Source organism: Microvirga terricola (genome assembly GCF_011777495.1).
GTDB lineage: Bacteria > Pseudomonadota > Alphaproteobacteria > Rhizobiales > Beijerinckiaceae > Microvirga > Microvirga terricola.
The window spans coordinates 376,738-398,076 of sequence record NZ_JAATJS010000004.1 but is presented as its reverse complement, the minus strand read 5'-3'; the positions used below and the strand labels follow the sequence as shown (position 1 = coordinate 398,076).

Here is a 21,339-nt window from a genome sequence, read left to right as displayed (position 1 = left end):
TCGAGTCTCTTAGGCGGCTGGGCCCCGTCGATGATGCACGCGGGACGGGAGCCGGCAGGCTATCACCCGGCAAGGGAGGTGCAAGTCGCCGTTGCAGTCGGAGGGATCGCAGCAGGGATATGGCCAGCCGGACAAGGGTTGCGGGCCGCTGCGTTCTGGCGCTCAATGCTGCTGCTTCGCTTGAGTTCGGAGACCTGATCATGCTGCCCTTGAACCGAAACCGCTTTGCGAGATGGGCTTTTGGCCGGCTTTCGTTTGCGCTTCCGGCACTGGGGATCATGTTATCTGTGGCGCTCGCCCAGGCCCCGAACCCTGCCGCCGATTCGCTGATGGTGGCCGCGCAGGCGAGCTTCGAGGCACTGCCTGAGGCCGAGCGGAAGGCGATCCAGGTCGACCTGATTTGGACCGGCCATTTCAACGGCGTGGTCAGCGGCTCATTTGGCCCGCTGACCTTCCGGGCGATCAATGCACTAAAGGACGGGCGCGGGCCGGCGGACGGTCTGCTCCCGTCGGCCGAGCGCAGCGCATTGGCGAAGGCTGCGCAGGCGGCGCGAGATGATGCCGGCTTTCGGCTCATCACCGACGATAAGACGGGTGTTGGTATCGGCATCCCGACGAAACTCTTGTCGAGGCGGGACACGACGCCCTCCGGCGGCAGCCGCTGGCAGAGCGAGGACGGCAAGGTCACGCTCGACACCTCGACCTCGCCGCCAGGCGACGAGTTGGGGCCTCTGTTCGAGAAAGCGACGGCCGGCAACGTTCAGGGGCGCAAGATCACCTACAAGCTGCTGCGGCCGGATTTCTTCGTGGTCACCGGCGAGACGGCGGCAGGCCGATACTATCGGCGCCTTGCGGCTGGTCCCGCCGGGCTGCGGGGCTTCTCGATCGGCTACGACAAAGCACTGGCCGCGAGTGTCGACAAACTCGTCATCGCCATCGCGGCGAGCTTCGAACCATTCCCGACCGGCCCTGCGCCCGGCGCGGGGGCCGCGATCGCCGACGGCGCGAGCCCGTCGCAGCTGCCCCGAGCCGCCTCGCGGAGCAACGAGCGTTACGGCGTCGGACTCGTTCTCGGCGACAAGGTCGCGCTCAGCGCGGCTGCGGCGGTTGACGGCTGCCGGAGTCTGCGTGTCGGGGGGCAGGCTGCGAAGCTGCGCGCGAAGGACGAGGCCAGCGGGCTTGTGCTGCTCGATCTCGACGGCACGGTTGCCGGCAAGCCGCCGGCCCTGCGGGGCGAGGCTTTGGGCGTGGGGGACGCTCTCGTGCTCATCGCCTATGGCGATGATGGTGGCAAACGGGCGGCGATGGCATTGCCGGGGGAGAATCGGCCGACCGCGGGCAAGGCGGCCGTCCTGGCGCCGCTGCAGCCGGGCCAAGCCGGAAGTCCGGCGTTCGATCGGCAGGGCCGCCTCGCTGGAATGGTGACGGCCAACCCGTCCGACCGGCTGCTGGTCGCCGGGGTCGCGCCCCTGCGTAGCCATGCGCTGGCCGACGGAGCGGCGATCCAGGCTGCCCTTGCCAAGATGGGCCTCGCGCTTTCCCCTGCTTCCGCTTCCACCGGCTCCGCCCTCAGCACGGGTGCGGTGGTGGAGAAAGTGTCGGGCTCCGTTTTGCCCGTCGAATGCGGTTTGTAGAGCCCTTTCCGGAACAGGGCGGCTAGCCGCTGTTGGGAAGCCGCTCGTGGGGTAGGGCGTTCTAGTCGCCTCGAAACGTTACCCTGATGTTGCCCCAAACGAAAAAACCGCCCCGAATCGGGGCGGTTTTCGAAGTAAAATCAAGCACTTAAGTGCTTGGTGATTACTTGATCTTGGCTTCCTTGAACTCGACGTGCTTCTTCGCGACCGGGTCGTACTTCTTGAACGACAGCTTGTCGGTCATCGTGCGCGAGTTCTTCTTGGTGACGTAGAAATAGCCCGTATCGGCGGTGGAGACGAGCTTCACTTTGATGGTTGCGGCTTTGGCCATGGTCAAACCTCTTGGTTCGGTGCCCCGGCTTCTTGGTTATCTTGGCCGAAACACAAAGGCCGGGCGAACCCGGCCGAGAAATTCTGCGGTTCCCTTGCCCGATTATGCCCGGGCCGTCAAGGGTTCCGGCAGGGGCATAACGCCTTTGGTCATACGCGAAGGACTTCCGCCCCCTCACACCTGCACTTGCTCCGCCATCGGCTAAAGCAATTCCCGCACAAACCGGCCGCGCACCTGGTGGTAAAACGGAACCGGCAATTCGTGGATGAAGCCACTTGCGATCCGGGATTCGAGGTCGGTCAGGACCGCATCGGTAATGTGGTGCAGATCGAGGTCGCGGGCCTCGGCGAAGGAGACCCAAACCAGATCCACCAGCTCGGAATCAGGCCCCACGACGCCGTCGACCTGATCAGCGACGGCGCTTCGGTCGATGGCGAAGAAACGGGTGTCGAAACGCTTGATCTGGCGCGGTGGGGTGATGGCCCGGCCGATCAGCTGAAGGCCCTCGAGATCGGGAAACACCCCGTGCTCCCCGAACGATTCCCAAGCACCCTTCGGGGTGCTTTCGGGGCTGCCATAGTCCTTGCTGCCAAGCAGAAGCCCGGTCTCTTCGAAGGTCTCGCGGATGGCGGCGAGCGCCAGGGTCCGGCAGCGCTGGAGGGACGGCTTCGTGACCCGCGCCATCAACGCCTGTTCCGCACGCGGATGGAGCGCACCTGCGACCGGCATAGCCCGATCCTCAGCCTCGATCCGACCTCCGGGGAAGACATATTTCCCCGGCATGAATTTGTGCCCGGCGTGGCGCTTGCCCATCAGAACCTTGGGCTTTTTCGCCTTGCGGTCGAGGATGATGAGGGTCGCGGCGTCAGCGGGCCGTAAAACCGGCGCCTTGGCGGGAGGTGGAGTGGTTTCAACCTGCGTCACGGCTTATCTCCCCACCTCGGTTCCTTGGCACGCAGAGCGGCGAAGCCATGCATGCCCAAGGCATATTGCAGGCCGACGACAGCGCCTTTGACCGGCTGGAGGAGGGCGAGGCAGAGCACGAGGGTCAGGGCAGGCCAGATGGCGAGATGCGCCCACATGGGCATCTCGAGCCGCGTCTCGGTCATCAGAATGCCGTAGCCGATGATGTGACCGACGATGAAGATGACGAGATAGGGCGGCAAGTCATCGGCCCGGTGATGATGAAGCTCGGTGCTGCACGTCTCGCACTGGGGCACGACTTTCAGGAAGCGACCGAACAGGCGTCCTTTGCCGCAGGCGGGGCAATGGTTGAGAAACCCGCGCTTCATGGCCGTGACGGCGGAGGGGGGCGGGGTGGCCTCCCATCGGCTCTGCTCGGTTGTCGGGGACATCATGCTTCCTTAACGGGTGCGGCTCTTGCGCTTGACCTTCACCTTTGGCGGCCCGCGGCGAGTCTGTCGAGACGACTTAGGCGCGCGCCCACCTTTCCCGCCTTGCGGCTTGCGGCTGTAGCGGCCCTCTGAGAGCAGCTCGAACCGCAGCGCACCGGCGACGGGCGCGACCTCGACGAGCTTCACATGCACCCGGTCGCCCAGCCGATAGGTTTCGCCCGTTCGCTCGCCGCGCAGCGAATGGGTTCTTTCGTCATAGCGATAATAGTCGGCGCCGATGGTTCCCGCCGGGACAAAACCGTCCGCGCCTGTCTCGTCGAGCTTGATGAACAGGCCGGACTTCGTCACGCCGGAAATCTGTCCGTCGAACGATGCGCCGATGCGGTCGGCGAGGAAATGGGCGATCAGGCGGTCGTTGGTTTCCCGCTCCGCTGCCATGGCACGCCGCTCAGCGCCGGAAATCTTGGCGCTGACCTCGATCAGTTCTGCGCGGGTGGTGTGGGGCGCCAGCCCGTCCTTGCCGAATTTCATCGCGGCGATGAGCGCACGATGCACGATGAGGTCGGCGTAGCGCCGGATGGGCGAGGTGAAATGCGCGTAGCGGCGCAGATTGAGGCCAAAGTGGCCGTAATTCTCGGCGGAGTACTCGGCCTGCGATTGCGTGCGCAGCACCACCTCGTTGATGAAAAGCTGATGCTCCGAACCTTCGACGCTGCGCAGGATGCGATTGAATAATTCCGGCTTGATCGGCCCTTGCGTCGGCAGCTTGAGACCGATGGAGGCGAGCACTTCGCTCAACGCCCGCATCTTTTCGAGCGAGGGCTCGTCGTGGACGCGGTAGATCAGGTCCGTATCCGCTTTCTCCAGGCTCTCCGCCGCCGCGACATTCGCGAGGATCATGAACTCTTCGATGAGCTTATGCGCCTCCAGTCGCTCGGGGACATAAACCCGGTCCACCGTGCCGTCGTGCTTGAGCTCGATCTTGCGCTCGGGCAGGTCGAGGAAGAGCGGTTCGCGGATGTCGCGGGCCTTCTTCACGCAGGCATAGGCCGCCCAAAGAGGTTTTAGGATCGAGTCGAGGATCGGCTCGGTAACCTCGTCGGGATGCCCGTCGATGGCGGCCTGGGCTTGTTGGTAGGAGAGCTTCGCGGCCGAGCGCATCATGACCCGGTGGAAGGCGTGGCTCTTCTTGCGTCCGTCCGGGCCGATGACAAGACGCACGGCAAGCGCCGGGCGCGGCTGGTGAGGGCGCAATGAGCACAGGTCGTTGGAAATCCGCTCCGGCAGCATCGGCACGACGCGGTCGGGGAAATAGACTGAGTTGCCGCGCTCCAGCGCCTCGCGGTCGAGGGCTGAAGCAGGGCGCACATAGCCCGCTACGTCCGCAATCGCGACGGTGACGATGAAGCCGCCGGCGTTGCTCTCGTCCTCGTCGCGCACCGCATGGACCGCATCGTCGTGGTCCTTGGCATCGGGCGGGTCGATGGTGACGAGAGGCACATGACGCCAGTCCTCGCGCCCGCTCAGCGAGGCGTGTTCCGCGCGCTCCGCCTCCGCCAGCGTGTCAGCGGCGAAGACGTTCGGGATGTTGTGGGTATGGACCGCGATCAGGCTCACGGCCTTCTCGGATTTGACCGAGCCGAGGCGTTCCTTGACCTTGGCGTGGGGCAGGGCGAAGTGGCCGTGCCTGACATGCGCCGCCGCGACGAGATCGCCATCCTGCGCGCCTTCCTCGTCGCCGGGACGGATCAGGAGTTCGCGCTCGCGTGATTTCTTGTCGACGCGGATCAGCCGCCCGCCGCCTTCCGGAATGGCCTTGAAGATACCAAGCAGCTGCGCGCGCTGCTTGGCGATGATCTTGGTCACGCGGCCGGAATAGTGGTGGATGTCGCCGGGCTTCAGGGGCTCGACGCGCAGAAGCGCCCGGTCGCCGACGCCCGCCACCGGCATTCCGGGGCGTGGCTTGCGCGAGGGCATGATGACGATGGTGGGCGCGGGGCCGTGCTCCTCGGTGTCCCACTCTGTCGGCTCGGCGATCAATTCGCCATCCCGGTCCCGCTTCTTGATGTCGGCCAGCACGACTGCGGACAACTGGCCCGCCTTGTGGACATTCCTGCCGCGCCGGTCGACCACGCCTTCGATCTCCAGACCTCTGAGCATCTGCTTGAGCCAGATCCGGTCGCCGCCCTTGATGCCGAATGCCTGCGCGATCTCACGCTTGCCGACCTTGCCGGAAGCCTTGGCGATGAAGGCGACGATGTCCTCACGGGAGGGAAGAGCGGGGGAGGCTTGTTTCGTTCGTTTGGCCAAGGTCACATCTTTTTGCAGCGCGCCGATGGGAACGCTCTCATATCGCGGCTTTGTCGCATGCACGCGAGGTCGCCGCTAGTGGGCGTCATGCAGGAGCAATATAGGAATGGGATAGGGCTTGCGTGAGCTTGTCAGTGAGCATCAAATTGACCGCAGCTAGCGCTGCCCAGGAGGACCCCATGCGTCTCAGTTACTCCCTCTGCCTGCCTTTTGTGCTGACTCTGTTGGCGGGGCCTGCGACGGCGCAGGATTTCGACGTGAAGGCGTTCTTTGCCAAGGCGGCGGAAGGGGGCCGTGCGGGCGTGGCACAGAAGACCAAAATCGTGGACGCCAAGCCGGCAACGTCCGGCGAGGTGGTGGTGACGATCATCCGGTCGGAGGGAATCGAGACCAAGAGCAAGCCCGCCGAGAGCGGCGATATGGTCGTGCGCAACCGCTGCCCCGAGACCGGCAACGAGCAATATCTCGTCAAGGCGGCTTCCTTTGCTAAGCGGTATGGGACTCCCCAAAGCGAGGCGGATGCGGATGGGTGGCGCGCCTACCGCCCGAACGGTGTGCCAATGCGCTATGTGATCCTCTCTGCCTCGGAAGGGCCGTTCAGCTTCATGGCTCCATGGGGCGAGGCTATGGTCGCGAAACCCGGCGACGCCATCGTGCAGGACCCCACGAACCCCACCGATACCTACCGGGTCGCTGCTGCGGCTTTTGCCTGCACCTATGACATCACCGAGAAGCCGAAGGCGGGCTCTTAGGGCCTAGCCTCCCTTCCGGCAGGAAAAGGGCGGGAAGGTGCTCGCCGTTCCCGCGTTCATGGCGGCGACGACCATCATGTTGGCGAGGGCGAATTCTTCGTCTGTCTGCGGGCAGACCGGGGGACGGTCCGTGCAGCCCGACGCCAAGAAGGTCTCGTGATTGTCGAGGAATTCTCGGCCGAGCCCTTTCGTGCCGCGCACCGCGAGAGCGTCCGTCCATGCTTTCTTGTAGCGGGCGCACTTCACCTCGGGCCAGCTTGGGGACTTGCTTTCCTGGGCGGTGGCGAGCGGGAACCCGCTCGCAATCGCGGTGACGGTCAGGGCGGCGAGGGCAGCGACCAATTTCGGAGGACGGCTCATGGCCCCGGCATAGGCGAGGATGGAGGGCCTCATCAAGCCGTCCTTGAATACGGGATAAAAAAAAGGCTCCTCGCGGAGCCTTTGTAGGGACCGGCCCGTGGGGGCAGAATGAGCCGGTGATGCCTATTAACGTAGGAGTTGAGAGAAAGGTTCCAAGGGGGATTCAAAAAATTTTACGAAAATTTTCTGCAGACAAAAAAGCCAAGAATTCGAAAGGGTTTGAGTGCATTTTCAAACGAAAAGGCGCGGAAAAATGTTTCCGCGCCTTCGCAATTTTTCAGATATCCAGCGCCGCCTCGTCGGCAAAGGCGGCGCGTTCCTGGATGAAAGTGAAACGCGCTTCCGGCTTGTTGCCCATCAGGCGTTCCACCGTTTCGCCGGTTTCGGGTCGCTCGTCGGGATCGACCGAGACCTTGAGCAGCAGCCGCTTCTTCGGGTCCATGGTGGTTTCCTTCAACTGACCCGGTAGCATCTCGCCGAGACCTTTGAAGCGCCCGATCTCGACCTTGCTGTTAGCCTTGAACGTGGTCTTGAGGTGCTTGTCCCGATCCGCGTCGTCGCGCGCATAGACAGTCTTGCCGCTGTGGGAGAGGCGATAGAGGGGCGGGACCGCCAGATAGAGATGCCCGGCATCGATGAGGCGCGGCATCTGGCGATAGAAGAAGGTGATGAGAAGCGAGGCGATGTGCGCGCCGTCCACGTCTGCGTCGGTCATGATGATGACCTTCTCGTAGCGCAGATCCGCATCGCGATATTGGGAGCCCATGCCGCAGCCGAGCGCCTGGACGAGATCGGACAATTGCTGGTTCTGGTGCAGCTTGTCCCGGCCTGCCGAGGCGACGTTCAGGATCTTGCCGCGCAGGGGCAGGATCGCCTGGGTCTTGCGGTCGCGCGCCTGCTTGGCCGAACCGCCTGCCGAGTCGCCCTCGACGATGAAAAGTTCCGAGCCCGCCGCGCCCGCATTGGAGCAATCGGCAAGCTTGCCGGGCAGGCGTAGCTTGCGGGTCGCGGTCTTGCGCGCGACTTCCTTTTCCTGCCGGCGGCGCAGGCGCTCTTCGGCCCGGTCGATCACCCAGTCGAGCAGCTTGTTGGCCTGCTGGGGCGAGGCGGCAAGCCAATGGTCGAACGCGTCGCGGATTGCGGCCTCGACGATGCGACCCGCCTCCAGCGTTGCCAGCTTGTCCTTGGTCTGGCCCTGGAATTCCGGCTCGCGGATGAAGACCGAGAGCATGGAGGCGCAGGTCGCCATCACGTCGTCGGTGGTTGCCGGGGCGATGCGCTTCTGCTGGCCGACGCGTTCCGCATGATCGCGCAGGCCGCGCAGGAGCGCGATACGCAGGCCGTTTTCGTGCGTGCCGCCTTCCGGCGTCGGCACGGTGTTACAATAGGAAGACGAGAAGCCATCCTCGTCCGCCATCCAGGCGACCGCCCATTCGAGCGAACCGTGGCCGCCCTGCTTGGTGATCTTGCCCGAGAAGATCTGGTCCGTGACCAGTTCCTTGCCGTCGATGTCGTGGACAAGATAGTCCTTCAACCCGTTGGGGAAGCGGAACGTGGCCTCCGCCGGCACGCCATCGACGCCTTCGAGCAGCGAGGAGGCGCATTTCCAACGGATCTCGACGCCGCCGAAGAGATAGGCCTTCGAGCGCGCCATCTTGAACAGGCGGCGGGGTAGGAAATGAGCGCCTTTGCCGAAAATCTGCTCGTCGGGCAGGAAGCGCACCTTGGTGCCGCGTCGATTGTGGACCTTGCCCAGGGTTTCCAGCTTGGTCTGCGGGACGCCGCGCGAAAAGACCTGGCGATAGAGCGTCTGTCCGCGCGCGACCTCAACCTCCAGCGTTTCGGAGAGCGCGTTCACCACCGACACGCCGACGCCGTGCAGGCCGCCCGAGGTCTCATAGACCTTCGAATCGAACTTACCGCCCGCGTGAAGCGTGGTCATGATGACTTCGAGGGCCGATTTCTTTGGGAATTTTGGGTGCGGGTCAACGGGGATGCCGCGCCCGTTATCCATCACGGAGAGCCAGCCGCCTTCCTCAAGCTCGACCTCGATGAAGGTTGCGTGGCCCGCGACCGCCTCGTCCATCGAGTTGTCGATCACCTCGGCGAAGAGGTGGTGCAGGGCCTTCTCGTCCGTGCCACCGATATACATACCGGGGCGGCGGCGCACGGGCTCCAGGCCTTCCAGCACCTCAATGGCTGAAGCGTCATAGCCGCTTTCGCCCGGCGTGCCTTGCGGCGCGGTGGCGCGGGCGGCCTTGGCGGTAGCAGCTTTTGCGGGGGTGGCGGCGCGCTTCACGGGCGCAGCTTCGCCGTCTCCGAAGAGATCGTCATTATCAGTCATTGGGACCTTGGTCCGGGATGATTCGCGTTTCTTTGCACTATAACCCATCCTGAAACTCATACGTGAACGAAACGGAAACGAAAAGAGCGTCGTCCAGTCACAAGCTTTTTAGGCAATTCAGGGGCTCATAACGCAAGAAGCCCGACGGCCAAAACGGCACGTCGGGCTCTTAGGCATTTCCCGGAGGAAAGCCTTGTGAAAAAAGGCGGATGCGACGAGGATCAGCGGGCCGTCGCGACGACCGCCGGCTTCGAGGCCGCAACCGACTTGGTTGTCGCGAAGACGTTCCAGACAAAGATCAGCATCGAGGCGAGGGTCAGGAGCGAACCGACGCCTGCCAGAGGCTCCATCTCCGGCTTGCCGAGGTGGATGCCTGTGACGCCAGCGATCATCACCAGGAAGCCGGGCAGGGCGACGTAGTAGTGGATCTTCGCCAGTTTCGAATCCGCCGCCGGGACGACGTGATAGTAAAGCCCGAAGAGGAACATCGATGCCCAGCCCACGAGATTGATGTGGGCGTGGACGCTGTGCAGGGTGTGGTCCTGCGCGATGGCCATCGAGATGCCGAGGGCTATGCCGCAAAGGGCTGCGAGAGCGCCTGTTCGTAGGAAGAGTGAACTTGCCTTCATAATGATCCCCCTGTGCCAACTTGGCAGTGAATTCTATAGCACGCATCGTGTGCTGTAGAAACGTTACGCAAGGTTAGAGCTTTGCAATGTGCGCTTGCGCATACTCTCGTCGGCGGGCTCACAGGAACCGTTTGGTTATCGTTCACGTTTCGCCTTTAAGCTTGAGGCTAGCAAAAGGGAGATTCGGCGTTGACGACACGGATCATCGGTACCGCACGGAACCTGCACCTTGCTCGCGCAGCCCGCGGGGCCGGAGAGGCCTTTGCTTTCAACGAGCCGGATGCCAGGCCGGCGGCCGAGAGCCGTTCGCTTTCCTCAAATGCATTATGGCTGATTGTGGCCTTGGTCGCTGCCGGCGCTCTTTGGGTCGCCTTCTGATCCGGCCTGATCCGGACCCCCGAGCATCCGTATCAGGGCGTATTCAAGCGGCTTGCCCACGGTCAAAAGCAGCAGGGCGATGATGATTCCCGTAAAGGTGATGAACCAGGCGCCGAGCCCGGACGTAATGCCGAGCGCCGCGGCGATCCAGACGGTGGAAGCGGTCGTGAGACCGTGGACCTCAAAAGTGTCCTTGCCACGCATGATCACGCCCGCGCCGAGAAAGCCCACACCGGTGAGAATGCCCTGCATCACGCGGCTGGCTGCATCCTGCTGGAAGTGCTCGCCGAAGACTGTGCCGGAGAGCACGACCGCTGCGGCACTGAGCGAGACAAGCGCTAGCGTCCGCATTCCGACAGGCTTGTTGTGCCGGTCGCGGTTCAGGCCAATGACCATTCCCGCGAACGTCGCGACCAGGAGGCGTAGCAGAATGGTGATGTCGCTTTCATAGGCAGCAAGCTTCGGTAAAAGCCATTCCATCGGTTCGCTCGTGTGAGGCAAGGTGCGTCTTGCGACATCATACGAGACGGTTGGGCATCCTGACAAAGATCGAAAGACGGGGAGAGATATGACCGAGGTTGCACTGCGCCGAGCGCAACAGGGCGACGCGGAGGCAATTGCGCGATTGCATGCCCAAGTGTGGCGCGAAACCTACCGCCATCTTGCTCCGGAAGCGGCCTTTCAGGCGCTCGATGAAGCTGCACGGCTTTCTCGTTGGCGGGACATTCTGGCGATGCCGTCGAGCGAGAAATCGGTGCTGCTGGCTGAAATACGGGGGCGTATTGCCGGTTTCGGATTGGCGGGCGCACCGTCGAGCGAGGCCTTTGGATCGCGCGGCGAGATCAAGTTTCTCTACGTGGATAGCGCCTGTAAAAGACAAGGCATCGGCCGACGGCTTCTCGCCGCGCTGGCGCGCGACCTGCGCAGCTTCGGTTATGCGAGCGCGGCTCTCGGTGTCGTGGTCGGAAACGATCCGGCCATCGCGTTTTACGAGGCATTGGGAGGCAGGCCGATGGACCGGTACACAGACCCCGGACCTCTGTGGCGCTCGGAAAACATCATCTATGCCTGGGATGATCTCGAGCGTTTGATCGCCGCGTGAGCAGCGGGGGCGCCGAGCGCCCCCGAAACTGCAACATCAATCGGCAGCACTTGCCTTTGCCGCGGTCTTCTTTGCTGCGGCCTTCTTGGTGGCAGTCTTCTTCGCCGGCGCTTTTTTCGCGGGAGCCTTCTTGGCCGCAGCCTTCTTAGCAGGAGCCTTGGCGGCCGCCTTCTTGGCTGGAGCCTTGCGGCCTCGCGCCTTCTTGCTCGGGCCAGCTGCGCGACGCGCGGCGAGAAGGGCGATAGCCTCCTCGAGCGTCACGGCCTCCGCCGTCACGGCCTTCGGCAGCGTGGCGTTGGTTTCGCCATCGGTGACATAAGGACCGAAGCGCCCAGCCTTCACTACGATGGACTTGCCGGAAGTCGGGTCCTCGCCCACCGGACGGCCCGGATCAGCTGCGCCGCGACGGAAACCGCCCGCGCCGCTTTCCTTGGCGATGATGAGGTCAATGGCCCGGTTCGCGCCGATCTCCAACACGTCATCGTCCTTGCCGATATTGGCGTAGGTCTTGCCGTGCTGAACATACGGCCCGTAGCGGCCGATATTGGCGAGGATCGGCTCGCCCGTTTCCGGGTGCATCGCGACCGTACGGGGCAGTGCCAGAAGCTTGAGCGCCTTTTCCAGATCGACGGAAGCGGGCGAGGTGCCACGAGGCACGGACGAGCGCTTCGGCTTGTCGCCTTCGCCAAGTTGGACGAAGGGGCCGAAGCGGCCATCGCGGAGCGTGACCTGAAGGCCCGTTTCCGGATCATCACCCAACACCTTCACGCCCGGCGTGCCGCCGTTCTCAGACGATCCTTCGCCTTCGCCGCTCACGCCGGCAGCGGCGAGTTGGCGGGTGTATTTGCATTCGGGATAGTTCGAGCAGCCGATGAAGGCGCCGAACTTGCCGAGTTTGAGCGAGAGCTGGCCCGTGCCGCAGGTCGGGCAGGTGCGCGGATTGGAGCCGTCGCCCTTGTCAGGGAAGATGTGCGGACCCAAAAGCTCGTTGAGCGCATCGAGCACCTCCGTCGTGCGCAGCTCCTTCGTCCCGCCGATGGCGGCGGAGAAGTCGCGCCAGAAGTCGCGCAGCACCTGCTTCCAATCGATCTCGTGATTGGAGATGCGGTCGAGCTGCTCCTCCAGATCCGCCGTGAAGTCATATTCCACATAGCGGCGGAAGAAGCTTTCCAGGAACGCGATGACGATGCGGCCCTTGTCCTCGGGGACGAGGCGCTTCTTGTCGATGCGCACATATTCGCGGTCGCGCAGAACCTGCAACACGGCGGCGTAGGTCGAAGGCCGTCCGATGCCGAGTTCTTCCATGCGCTTGACGAGGCTCGCCTCGGAGTAACGCGGCGGCGGCTCGGTGAAATGCTGGTTGGCGAGAATGCGGCGGCGCTCGAGCGGGTCGCCGGCCTTCATCGGCGGCAGGCGGCCTTCCTCCTCGTCCGTCTCGTCATCCTTGCTCTCGTTGTAGAGCGTGAGGAAGCCATCGAACTTCACGACCTGGCCGGTGGCGCGGAGATCGAGCTTGCGCGGGCCGACCTGCGCCGTGATGTCAGCGGTGGTGCGTTCAAGCTCCGCCGATTCCATCTGGCTTGCGATCATGCGGGTCCAGATGAGGTCGTAGAGCTTCGCCTGCTCGGGCTCGAGATATTTCGCGACATACTTTGGCAGGCGAGACATGTCCGTCGGGCGGATGGCCTCGTGTGCTTCCTGCGCGTTCTTGGCCTTCGTCGTGTATTTGCGCGGTACGCCTGGCACGTACTTTTCGCCGTATTCCTTGCCGATCACACGGCGAGTGGCCTGCACGGCCTCCGGAGCGACGTCGACACCGTCGGTACGCATATAAGTAATGAGGCCAACCGTCTCGCCGCCGATATCGACGCCCTCATAAAGCCGCTGCGCAATACGCATGGTCTGTGCGGGAGCGAGCCCGAGCTTGCGCGAGGCCTCCTGCTGCAGGGTCGAGGTGGTGAAAGGCGGGTAGGGGTGGCGCTTGGCGGGCTTGGCCTCGACATTCGCCACCGAAAAGGTCGCGAGTTCCAGATCGCGCTTGAAGGCTTCGGCCTGTTCGCCGTTGCCGATATCGAGGCGCTGGATCTTCTTGCCGTCCGCGCCGACGAGGCGGGCGTCGAACACGCCGCCGTCCTTCGTGGCAAGCGTCGCCAGGATCGACCAGTATTCCTGCGTCTTGAAGGTCTCGATCTCGAACTCGCGGTCGCAGACGAGGCGCAAAGCCACCGACTGCACACGCCCGGCCGAGCGCGCGCCCGGCAGCTTGCGCCACAGAACCGGCGAGAGATTGAAGCCGACCAGATAGTCCAGAGCACGGCGGGCGAGATAGGCATCGACCAGGGCCTGGTCGATCTCGCGCGGCTGGCGAAGGGCGGTCTGCACCGCGTCCTTGGTGATGGCATTGAAGGTCACGCGCTCGACGGGGATGTCCTTGAGCACTTTCTTTTCGCGCAGCGCTTCAAGAACGTGCCAGGAAATCGCTTCGCCTTCGCGATCCGGGTCAGTGGCGAGGATGAGCTTTTCGGCCCCCTTGACCGCCTTGGCGATGTCGGAGACGCGCTTCGCGCCCCGATCCTCGAGGGTCCAGATCATGCGGAAATCGGCGTCCGGGTCGACCGAGCCATCCTTCGCGGGCAGGTCGCGGATATGCCCGAAGGACGCCAGGACCTCGTAGTCCTTGCCGAGATATTTGTTGATCGTCTTGGCCTTGGCAGGCGACTCGACGACGAGGACCTTCATGGAACGACTTCCTAAAAGCGGCCCCGAGCGGATGCTCGATGGTCACGGGAAAACCGGCGGTCAACCCTGACCGCCAAGAGGCGGGATAAGTGGGTATGATGGCCAACGAGTCAAATCGACTCGCCGCGCAACGCGGTTATATGGCTGCAAAAACCCGGTCCAGCAAGGGTTTGGTCGCGGAGCCCAAGTCGTTCGCGCCCGGCAACCGGGCCGGAGAGGCCAGCCGGGTGAGGGCGTAGGCTTCCGCAATGTCGGCCGGGGCCGAGCGCGCGAGCGCGGCGGTTGCGGCCAAAGTGAAGAGCCGGTCGGCGATCAACCGGGCTTTGGCCTCCGCCTCCGGCGAATGGAGCGCCATCACGATGTCCCGCGCGGCGTCGGACGCGCCCGGCAGCGTTCCAACCTCGCTCATGAGACGGTCGAGAACCGAGGTCGCAACCTCCGGCTCTCGGTTTTCCGCGCGCAGAATGTCGAGTGCGATGACATTGCCCGAGCCTTCCCAGATCGCGTTCACCGGGGCCTCGCGGTAGAGACGGGGCAGGGGGCTTTCTTCCACATAGCCGTTGCCGCCAAGGCTCTCCATGGTCTCGTAGAGCAGGCGCGGAGCCGCCTTGCAGATGCCGAACTTGGCCGCGGGCGTCATCAGGCGGGCATAGGCCGCCTCGTGCGGGTCGCTTTGGGTAAGGTCGAAGCTGCGCGCCAGTCGCAGGGCCAAAGCCGTCGTGGCCTCGCTTTCCAAAGCGAGATCCGCCAGCACCGCACGCATCGCCGGCTGGTCGATGAGCTTCTTCTGGAAGACGCTGCGATGCTGCGCGTGGTGATGGGCGAGCGCCAGCCCCATCCGCACAAGCCCGGCGGAGGCGACGGCACAATCGAGGCGGGTCAGCTGCACCATATTGATGATGGTGCGCACCCCGCGTCCCTCCTCACCGACGCGCCATCCGAAGGCGCGCTCGAACTCGACTTCCGAAGATGCGTTCGAGCGGTTGCCGAGCTTGTCCTTCAGCCTTTGCAGGTGAAGGCCGTTGAGCGACCCATCGGGGCGGAAGCGCGGAACGAGAAAGCATGTCAGTCCGCCCGGTGCCTGCGCGAGCACCAGAAAGGCGTCGCACATCGGGGCGGACATGAACCATTTATGGCCGGTCAGCTCATATTCGTCGCCGTTGAGAAGATCGGCGCGGGTGGTGTTGGCGCGGACATCCGTGCCGCCTTGCTTCTCGGTCATCCCCATGCCGAGGGTGGCGGATTTTTTCTCCCAGAAGGGGATGAAGCGCGGGTCGTATTCCCGCGTGCGGATTTTCGGCAGCCATTCCTTCAGATGGTTCGGAGCCTCGCCGAGCGCGGCGACGGAAGCGTGGGTCATGGTGAGCGGGCAGACATGGCCGGCCTCGACGCCGGACACCGTGTAAATCCGCGCGGCACGCGCCGCGTGGCCCTGGCTGACAAGATTGGTGGGCTCGGCCTCGTCCCAGGTCGATGCGTGAAGGCCGTCCTCCATGCTCGCCTGCATGAGCACATGATAGGCCGGGTGAAATTCGACTATGTCGAGCCGGTAGCCACGTGCATCGTGCGTGTGCAGTTTCGGCGGGTTCTCGTTGGCAAGCCGCCCGAAATCGAAGCGCTCCGCCGCCCCCCAGTGCTGACCGAAGACGGACAGTCCTTCCTCATCGAGATCGACCCCGTTCGCCAGCAAAGCATCGAGCAGGGGCCGGTCGGTTGCGATCAGGTTGATGTCCACGAAGGGCGGCGTCTGGTTGAAGACGTCGTCGGTACCATGGGGCTGCGAGACGTTCATGGGGCGGCTCCGCGTTCGCCGCCGGATTATGCCACATCTCGGGAGTGGATCAGAGCCCGAGTGCCTTCCTCAAGGCGGGCGCGACATCATCAAGTCGCTTCGTGAAGGTCGGATCTTTCAAAAGCGCCTCGGCGACGAGACGACCACCCTTCCGCCCAGCTTCGATGTCGGACGGGTAGTGGAAGCCGCAAACCACGCGGCTCCAGCCGTAATCGAGGCCCCGCGCCTCCAGCTCTGCCTTTCGCTCAGGCGCCACATGGGCGAGGAGGGCGGCGAACAGTGTGCCGGTTCCAGCATGGGTGGAGGGGAAGGAGCTGCTCGGCGGCAGCTTGTTGGTCGCGCAGGTTTTGATCTCGGCGCTGGCACGGAACGGGCGAGGGCGCTCGAAGTGGCTTTTGACTGGCGCCAACGCCTCTTCGAGCGCGGCTGTCGCTTCCTTGAACAGGCGGCTCGCTTTCTTCAGCTCACGCTTGTCGACATCGGTGTTCATGCCTTTGAGAAAGCCCGCCAGGGTCTGCTTGGCGTCGCGAATGGCGCGCTCCTCGCGGTCGGGTGTCCGCTCGGACTGGGTTGCGAGGACGGTCGCGAGATCGCGCGCGGTCGCGGCCTGATCCGGCGGCTGGCCGATTTGCGTCGCGTCGATTCTGACCGAAAGATGCGGCTTGTCCTTGGCCTTGGCAACTGCGGACAGGGCAAGGGCGACGAATCCGGCAAGGAGGAAAGCGTGGCGTTTCATGTCTCCTGCATCGGTCGGAATGAGGAACGCGTCAAGGAAGCGCTTAGCGTGTCAATATCGCAGTCCCGCGAGAGCGCTCTTCGCGGATAAGGGGCTCTAAGCCTAAGACCCCGCTTGCCGCTATCTCCATCTGCGCCTATAGCGATCTCTTTAAGATGAAAGACGCGCACCCCATCGCCTTCCCCCATCGTCACCTCCTCGGGATCGAGGGGCTTTCGCCTTTGGATATCAAGGCGTTGCTCGATCTGGCTGACGAGAAAGTCGAGGTCAGCCGGCAGGTCGAGAAGAAGAAAACGACCCTCCGGGGCCGGACTCAGATCAACCTCTTCTTCGAACCGTCCACCCGCACGCAATCCTCGTTCGAGATCGCCGGCAAGCGCCTCGGGGCGGATGTGATGAACATGTCGGTGGCGTCCTCCTCCGTGAAGAAGGGCGAAACGCTGATCGACACCGCGGCGACGCTCAACGCCATGCGGCCCGATCTCATCATCGTGCGCCACCATGCGGCGGGGGCGGTGCATCTCTTGGCCCAAAAGGTCGATTGCTCTGTCGTGAATGCCGGCGACGGTGCGCATGAGCACCCGACGCAGGCGCTCCTCGACGCGCTCACCATCCGCCGGAACAAGGGCCGCATCGCGGGCCTGACGGTGGCGATCTGCGGCGACATCCTGCATTCGCGCGTCGCCCGCTCCAACATGATCCTGCTTGCCGCGATGGGCGCGCACGTGCGCCTCGTCGCGCCCTCAACGCTTCTCCCGCCCGGCATCGAGCGTCTCGGTTTCGAGATGCACCGGGACATGAAGACAGGCCTGAAAGACGCCGACATCGTCATGATGCTGCGCCTCCAGCGCGAGCGCATGAACGGTTCTTTCGTGCCGTCCGTGAAGGAATACTTCCGCTTCTATGGGCTCGATCAGGAAAAGCTCAACTATGCGAAACCGGATGCGCTGGTGATGCATCCGGGCCCGATGAATCGCGGCGTCGAGATTTCGTCCGAAGTCGCGGATGGCGCGCAATCGCTTATCCGCGAACAGGTCGAAATGGGTGTCGCCGTGCGCATGGCGGTGCTCGAGGCTCTCGCGAGCCATCTGCCGAATAGATGATGCTTGAAATCCTCTCCGGTGAAGGAGAGGGAAAGGTTCAGGGCATGACGCCGCTTCAGATCCTCGTCGCCGGTCCCTATCGGTCCGGCACCGGTGACGATCCGCAAAAGATCCAGGCGAATGTGGATGCCATGATGGAGATGGCGCTTCGTCTTTTCCGCGCTGGGCACCTGCCAGTCCTGGGCGAGTGGTATGCCCTGCCTCTGATTGAATTCGCCGGGTCCGAGAGGATCGGTGACACAATTTTCGACGAGATTTTCCACGCCATCGCGCGCCGCCTTGTCGCAAAGTGCGACGCCTGCTTGCGCATCGGCGGTCCTTCGACCGGAGCGGACGAGATGGTCGCTTTGGCGAGGGAGAATGGAAAGCTCGTTTTCCATCGCTTTGAAGACATTCCGGGTTGCGCATGATCACGACCAACCGCCCCATCTTGTTCAAGAACGCGCGCCTGATCGACCCAGACAGCGGCCGCGAGGAGCGCGGTGGCTTGCTCGTCCGGGACGGCATCATTGCCGATGTTGGCCCGCAGGTCGCGGCGGCGGCTGATGCCGAGATCATCGACTGCGGCGGTCAGGTCCTCGCGCCTGGTCTGATCGACATGCGTGCCTTCATCGGCGAGCCGGGGGCGGCGCATCGGGAGACGTTGAAGAGCGCGGGCGAGGCCGCTGCGGCGGGCGGTGTCACGACCATCGTGTCGATGCCCGATACGAACCCGGTGCTGGACGATCCGGCGATCATCGATTTCGTCATGCGCCGCGCGCGCGACACCTCCATCGTCAACATCCGCCCGGCTGCGGCTCTGACCAAAGGACTCAAAGGCGAGGAAATGGCCGAGATCGGCCTGCTGCAGGATGCCGGCGCCATCGCCTTCACGGACGGCGCGCGCTCGGTCACCAATGCCCAGGTGATGCGCCGCGCGCTCACCTATGCGCGCGATTTCGATGCGCTCATCGTCCATCACGTGGAAGATCCGGACCTCGTCGGCCAGGGCGTGATGAACGAGGGCGAGTTCGCCGCCCGTCTCGGACTGCCGGGCATTCCGCGCGAGGCGGAAACGGTGATGTTGGAGCGCGACATCCGCCTCGTTCGCCTAACGGGCGGGCGCTACCACGCGGCCATGATTTCCTGTGGGGACTCGGCCGAGATCGTCCGGGCAGCGAAGGCGAGTGGACTTCCCGTCACCTGCGGCGTCTCCATCAGTAATCTCGCGCTCAACGAGAACGACATCGGCCACTACCGCACGTTCTTCAAACTCTCGCCGCCGCTCCGGCACGAGGATGATCGGCAGGCGGTGATCGACGCGCTGGCTAATGGCACCATCGACGTGATTGTCTCGGACCACAATCCACAGGATGTCGAGACCAAGCGGCTGCCTTTCGCGGAGGCCGAGGACGGCGCGGTGGGGCTGGAAACGCTGCTCTCGGCCGCGTTGCGGCTCGTGCAGGCCGAGCGCATTTCGTTGCCGAAGCTGCTGCGAGCCATGTCGACCCGGCCGGCTGAAATCCTTGGCCTGCCGGGCGGACGGCTCCAGCGCGGCGCGCCGGCTGACCTCATTCTGTTCGACCCCGAGACGCCTTATGTACTCGACAAGCGCCAGCTCCGTTCGCTGTCCAAGAATACGCCTTTCGACGAAGCCCGTCTGGAAGGGCAGGTGACGGTGACGATGGTTGCAGGCAGGATCGTCTTCGACCGCCGCACGGCTTCATGAGAATCGAATGTCCGATACCGCTTTTCTACCTGCCCTCGTTGCCCTGGCCTTCGGCTACCTTCTCGGCTCCATTCCCTTCGGCGTGATCTTCACCCGCATGGCGGGTTTGGGAGACATCCGTAACGTCGGCTCCGGCAATATCGGCGCGACCAACGTGCTGCGCACAGGCCGCAAGGGTCTCGCGGCGGCGACCTTGATCGGCGATGCCCTGAAGGGCACGGCCGCCGTCGTCATCGCCGGGCGCTGGGGTACGGATCTCGCGGTCATCGCGGCGCTCGGCGCTTTTCTGGGCCACCTGTTCCCGGTCTGGCTCGGCTTCAAGGGGGGCAAGGGCGTCGCCACCTTCATCGGCATTCTCATCGGCCTCAAGCCGCTCGCCGCGCTGATCTTCGCCGTGATCTGGCTCGGGTTGGCCTTTACGACGCGCTACTCGTCGCTCTCAGCGCTTATCGCAAGCGCTCTTTCTCCGGTCGCGCTTTGGCTCCTTGGGGAGCCGAAAATGGCCGTTGTTGCGGTGATCCTGGTGGTGCTTCTGTGGTGGAAGCATAGCGAGAACATTAAGCGCCTACTCGCCGGAACCGAAGGCAAGATCGGACAGAAGGGATGAGCGGCGTGCGCCTGACCGATGAGCAGCGTCTCGATTGGCTGCGGCTCATCCGCTCGGAGAATGTTGGGCCTCGCACCTTTCGCGCGCTGATCAACCAGTTCGGCGGAGCCTCCGCCGCGCTCGATGCGCTGCCGGGTCTCGCTCGGCGGGGCGGGCGTCTTGTCTTGAAAGTCGCAAGCCGCGCGGAAGCCGAGAAGGAAATGGCGGCGGCTGCGCGCCTCGGTGTCCGCTTCGTCGCCATGGGCGAGCCGAACTATCCCAAGACGCTTCAGGCCGTTGATACGGCTCCGCCTTTGATCGCGGTGCGCGGTTCGGTGGAGGTGTTGGCGAAGCCATCGGTCGCCATCGTCGGGTCGCGCAATGCTTCGGCGGCCGGGCTGACGTTTGCGGAACGCTTGTCGCGCCAGCTCGGCGAGGCGGGTTATGTGGTGGTGTCGGGTCTCGCGCGCGGCATCGACACGCGGGCACACAAGGCGACGCTCGCGACCGGCACGGTCGCGGTGCTCGCTGGCGGTCATGACCGCATCTATCCGTCAGAGAACGAACCGCTGCTCCACGCCATTGTGGACCAGGGCGGAGCAATCGTTTCCGAAATGCCCTTCGGCTGGGAGCCACGCGGGCGCGACTTCCCGCGCCGCAATCGGATCGTCTCAGGGCTGTCCTATGGCGTCGTGGTGGTGGAGGCTGCGCGCCGCTCCGGCTCGCTCATCACCGCCCGCTTCGCGCTTGAACAGGGGCGGGAGGTTTTTGCGGTGCCGGGATCGCCGCTCGATCCGCGTGCGGAGGGGACCAACGACCTGATCCGCGACGGCGCGACCCTCTGTGCTGGGCTCGAACACGTGACGAGCGTACTCGAACCGCTGATCGCGGTAGGTCCGAAGGATGGGCCTCACCTGTCCGAGCCGCACCACGCGGGGGTAGCTGAGGAGTTGTGGGACGAACTGGGCCTGCCCGATGTGGCCCGCGCCCCTATCGCTCCGGTTACGCTGGACGGCCTCTTCGAGGATCAGGTCGTGACGGCTGATGCCAGCATCATTGATCTGCTCGGCCCGTCGCCGATCTCTATCGACGATCTGGTCCGGCAATCGGGATTACCGATCCGTGCTGTGCAGATGGCTTTGCTCGAGCTGGAGATTGCCGGGCGTCTCGAGCGCCACGGGGGAAATGCGGTTTCGCTCTTGGCTGCTCGCTGAGGCTCAAGCCTTACGGCGGACTGCCTGCGCACCCCGCACCGCCTCCAGCCGCGCCATGTCAAGCAAATAAGCCAAAGGGTCGAACTCCGCCTTACGGGCGAGATAGGCCAGTTAGGCGGTGAAATCGGCGATATATTTGGCGGTTTCGGTGGGGGAGAGCTCCTGGCCCGTGCTCGGGGCGGCGCCCGCGTCCAGAGGGCGCTCCTGCGTTGTCGGGGCTTTCAGGGAACGAGGCGCGGCTTTGGCTTTCATAGGGACGCAATGCT

19 protein-coding genes are annotated in these 21,339 nt (G+C 64.1%); 8 read left to right on the top strand and 11 right to left on the bottom strand.

Annotated features, from left to right (window positions below; translation table 11 throughout):
• Window positions 1-119: 119 nt before the first annotated feature.
• A complete protein-coding gene (locus tag HB375_RS14000; protein ID WP_167673604.1) occupies window positions 120-1,634 on the top strand; it encodes a trypsin-like peptidase domain-containing protein in 1,515 nt (504 codons plus the stop codon).
• Between the two features lie 163 nt (window positions 1,635-1,797).
• Here HB375_RS14000 and rpmG read toward each other — a convergent pair whose 3' ends face one another.
• From rpmG to rnr, 4 genes are all read right to left on the bottom strand, one after another.
• Complete coding sequence (gene rpmG / locus HB375_RS13995) at window positions 1,798-1,965, bottom strand: 50S ribosomal protein L33 (protein WP_167673603.1); 168 nt, start codon at window positions 1,963-1,965, stop codon at window positions 1,798-1,800.
• Window positions 1,966-2,166: 201 nt separating this feature from the next.
• Window positions 2,167-2,889, bottom strand: a complete 723-nt coding sequence (locus HB375_RS13990) for an NUDIX hydrolase (protein WP_167673602.1) — start codon at window positions 2,887-2,889, stop codon at window positions 2,167-2,169.
• On the bottom strand, window positions 2,886-3,320 hold the full coding sequence (locus HB375_RS13985; protein ID WP_167673601.1) for a DUF983 domain-containing protein: 435 nt from the start codon (window positions 3,318-3,320) through the stop codon (window positions 2,886-2,888). Before HB375_RS13985 ends, HB375_RS13990 begins: the two co-directional genes overlap by 4 nt.
• Before the next feature lie 9 nt (window positions 3,321-3,329).
• On the bottom strand, window positions 3,330-5,630 hold the full coding sequence (gene rnr, locus HB375_RS13980) for a ribonuclease R (protein ID WP_167673600.1): 2,301 nt from the start codon (window positions 5,628-5,630) through the stop codon (window positions 3,330-3,332).
• A 179-nt stretch (window positions 5,631-5,809) separates the two neighbouring features.
• Between rnr and HB375_RS13975 the strand changes: the two genes are divergently transcribed.
• Window positions 5,810-6,382: a hypothetical protein gene (locus HB375_RS13975; protein WP_167673599.1), complete on the top strand. Its 573-nt coding sequence runs from the start codon at window positions 5,810-5,812 to the stop codon at window positions 6,380-6,382.
• A 3-nt stretch (window positions 6,383-6,385) separates the two neighbouring features.
• Here HB375_RS13975 and HB375_RS13970 read toward each other — a convergent pair whose 3' ends face one another.
• The 4 genes from HB375_RS13970 to HB375_RS13955 form a co-directional block, all read right to left on the bottom strand.
• On the bottom strand, window positions 6,386-6,775 hold the full coding sequence (locus HB375_RS13970; protein ID WP_167673598.1) for a hypothetical protein: 390 nt from the start codon (window positions 6,773-6,775) through the stop codon (window positions 6,386-6,388).
• A gap of 244 nt (window positions 6,776-7,019) precedes the next feature.
• Window positions 7,020-9,086: a DNA topoisomerase IV subunit B gene (gene parE / locus HB375_RS13965; protein ID WP_167673597.1), complete on the bottom strand. Its 2,067-nt coding sequence runs from the start codon at window positions 9,084-9,086 to the stop codon at window positions 7,020-7,022.
• A gap of 221 nt (window positions 9,087-9,307) precedes the next feature.
• Complete coding sequence (locus HB375_RS13960) at window positions 9,308-9,715, bottom strand: heme-copper oxidase family protein (RefSeq protein ID WP_167673596.1); 408 nt, start codon at window positions 9,713-9,715, stop codon at window positions 9,308-9,310.
• Between the two features lie 324 nt (window positions 9,716-10,039).
• Window positions 10,040-10,573: an MgtC/SapB family protein gene (locus HB375_RS13955; RefSeq protein ID WP_167673595.1), complete on the bottom strand. Its 534-nt coding sequence runs from the start codon at window positions 10,571-10,573 to the stop codon at window positions 10,040-10,042.
• Window positions 10,574-10,661: 88 nt separating this feature from the next.
• Between HB375_RS13955 and HB375_RS13950 the strand changes: the two genes are divergently transcribed.
• Window positions 10,662-11,195 (top strand): GNAT family N-acetyltransferase, encoded by a 534-nt coding sequence (locus HB375_RS13950; RefSeq protein ID WP_167673594.1) that lies wholly within the window; start codon window positions 10,662-10,664, stop codon window positions 11,193-11,195.
• 36 nt (window positions 11,196-11,231) lie between these two features.
• On the opposite strand, the gene topA is transcribed toward HB375_RS13950, so the two are convergent.
• The 3 genes from topA to HB375_RS13935 form a co-directional block, all read right to left on the bottom strand.
• Window positions 11,232-13,934 (bottom strand): type I DNA topoisomerase, encoded by a 2,703-nt coding sequence (topA, locus tag HB375_RS13945; RefSeq protein WP_167673593.1) that lies wholly within the window; start codon window positions 13,932-13,934, stop codon window positions 11,232-11,234.
• Between the two features lie 136 nt (window positions 13,935-14,070).
• On the bottom strand, window positions 14,071-15,726 hold the full coding sequence (locus HB375_RS13940) for an isovaleryl-CoA dehydrogenase (protein WP_167673592.1): 1,656 nt from the start codon (window positions 15,724-15,726) through the stop codon (window positions 14,071-14,073).
• A gap of 49 nt (window positions 15,727-15,775) precedes the next feature.
• Window positions 15,776-16,462 (bottom strand): phosphatase PAP2 family protein, encoded by a 687-nt coding sequence (locus tag HB375_RS13935; RefSeq protein WP_167673591.1) that lies wholly within the window; start codon window positions 16,460-16,462, stop codon window positions 15,776-15,778.
• A gap of 155 nt (window positions 16,463-16,617) precedes the next feature.
• Between HB375_RS13935 and HB375_RS13930 the strand changes: the two genes are divergently transcribed.
• Genes HB375_RS13930 through dprA form a run of 5 tightly spaced genes read left to right on the top strand, consistent with a single transcriptional unit; the run spans window position 16,618 to window position 21,073 of the window.
• Window positions 16,618-17,565 (top strand): aspartate carbamoyltransferase catalytic subunit, encoded by a 948-nt coding sequence (locus HB375_RS13930; protein ID WP_167673590.1) that lies wholly within the window; start codon window positions 16,618-16,620, stop codon window positions 17,563-17,565.
• Between the two features lie 44 nt (window positions 17,566-17,609).
• A complete protein-coding gene (locus HB375_RS13925; protein WP_167673589.1) occupies window positions 17,610-17,975 on the top strand; it encodes a DUF4406 domain-containing protein in 366 nt (121 codons plus the stop codon).
• On the top strand, window positions 17,972-19,273 hold the full coding sequence (locus HB375_RS13920; protein ID WP_167673588.1) for a dihydroorotase: 1,302 nt from the start codon (window positions 17,972-17,974) through the stop codon (window positions 19,271-19,273). The genes HB375_RS13925 and HB375_RS13920 overlap by 4 nt, the downstream gene beginning before the upstream one ends.
• A gap of 7 nt (window positions 19,274-19,280) precedes the next feature.
• A complete protein-coding gene (gene plsY, locus HB375_RS13915; RefSeq protein WP_167673587.1) occupies window positions 19,281-19,880 on the top strand; it encodes a glycerol-3-phosphate 1-O-acyltransferase PlsY in 600 nt (199 codons plus the stop codon).
• Between the two features lie 5 nt (window positions 19,881-19,885).
• Entirely contained in the window at window positions 19,886-21,073 is a 1,188-nt protein-coding gene (dprA, locus tag HB375_RS13910; RefSeq protein WP_167673586.1) for a DNA-processing protein DprA, read from the top strand.
• Window positions 21,074-21,339 lie beyond the last annotated feature (266 nt).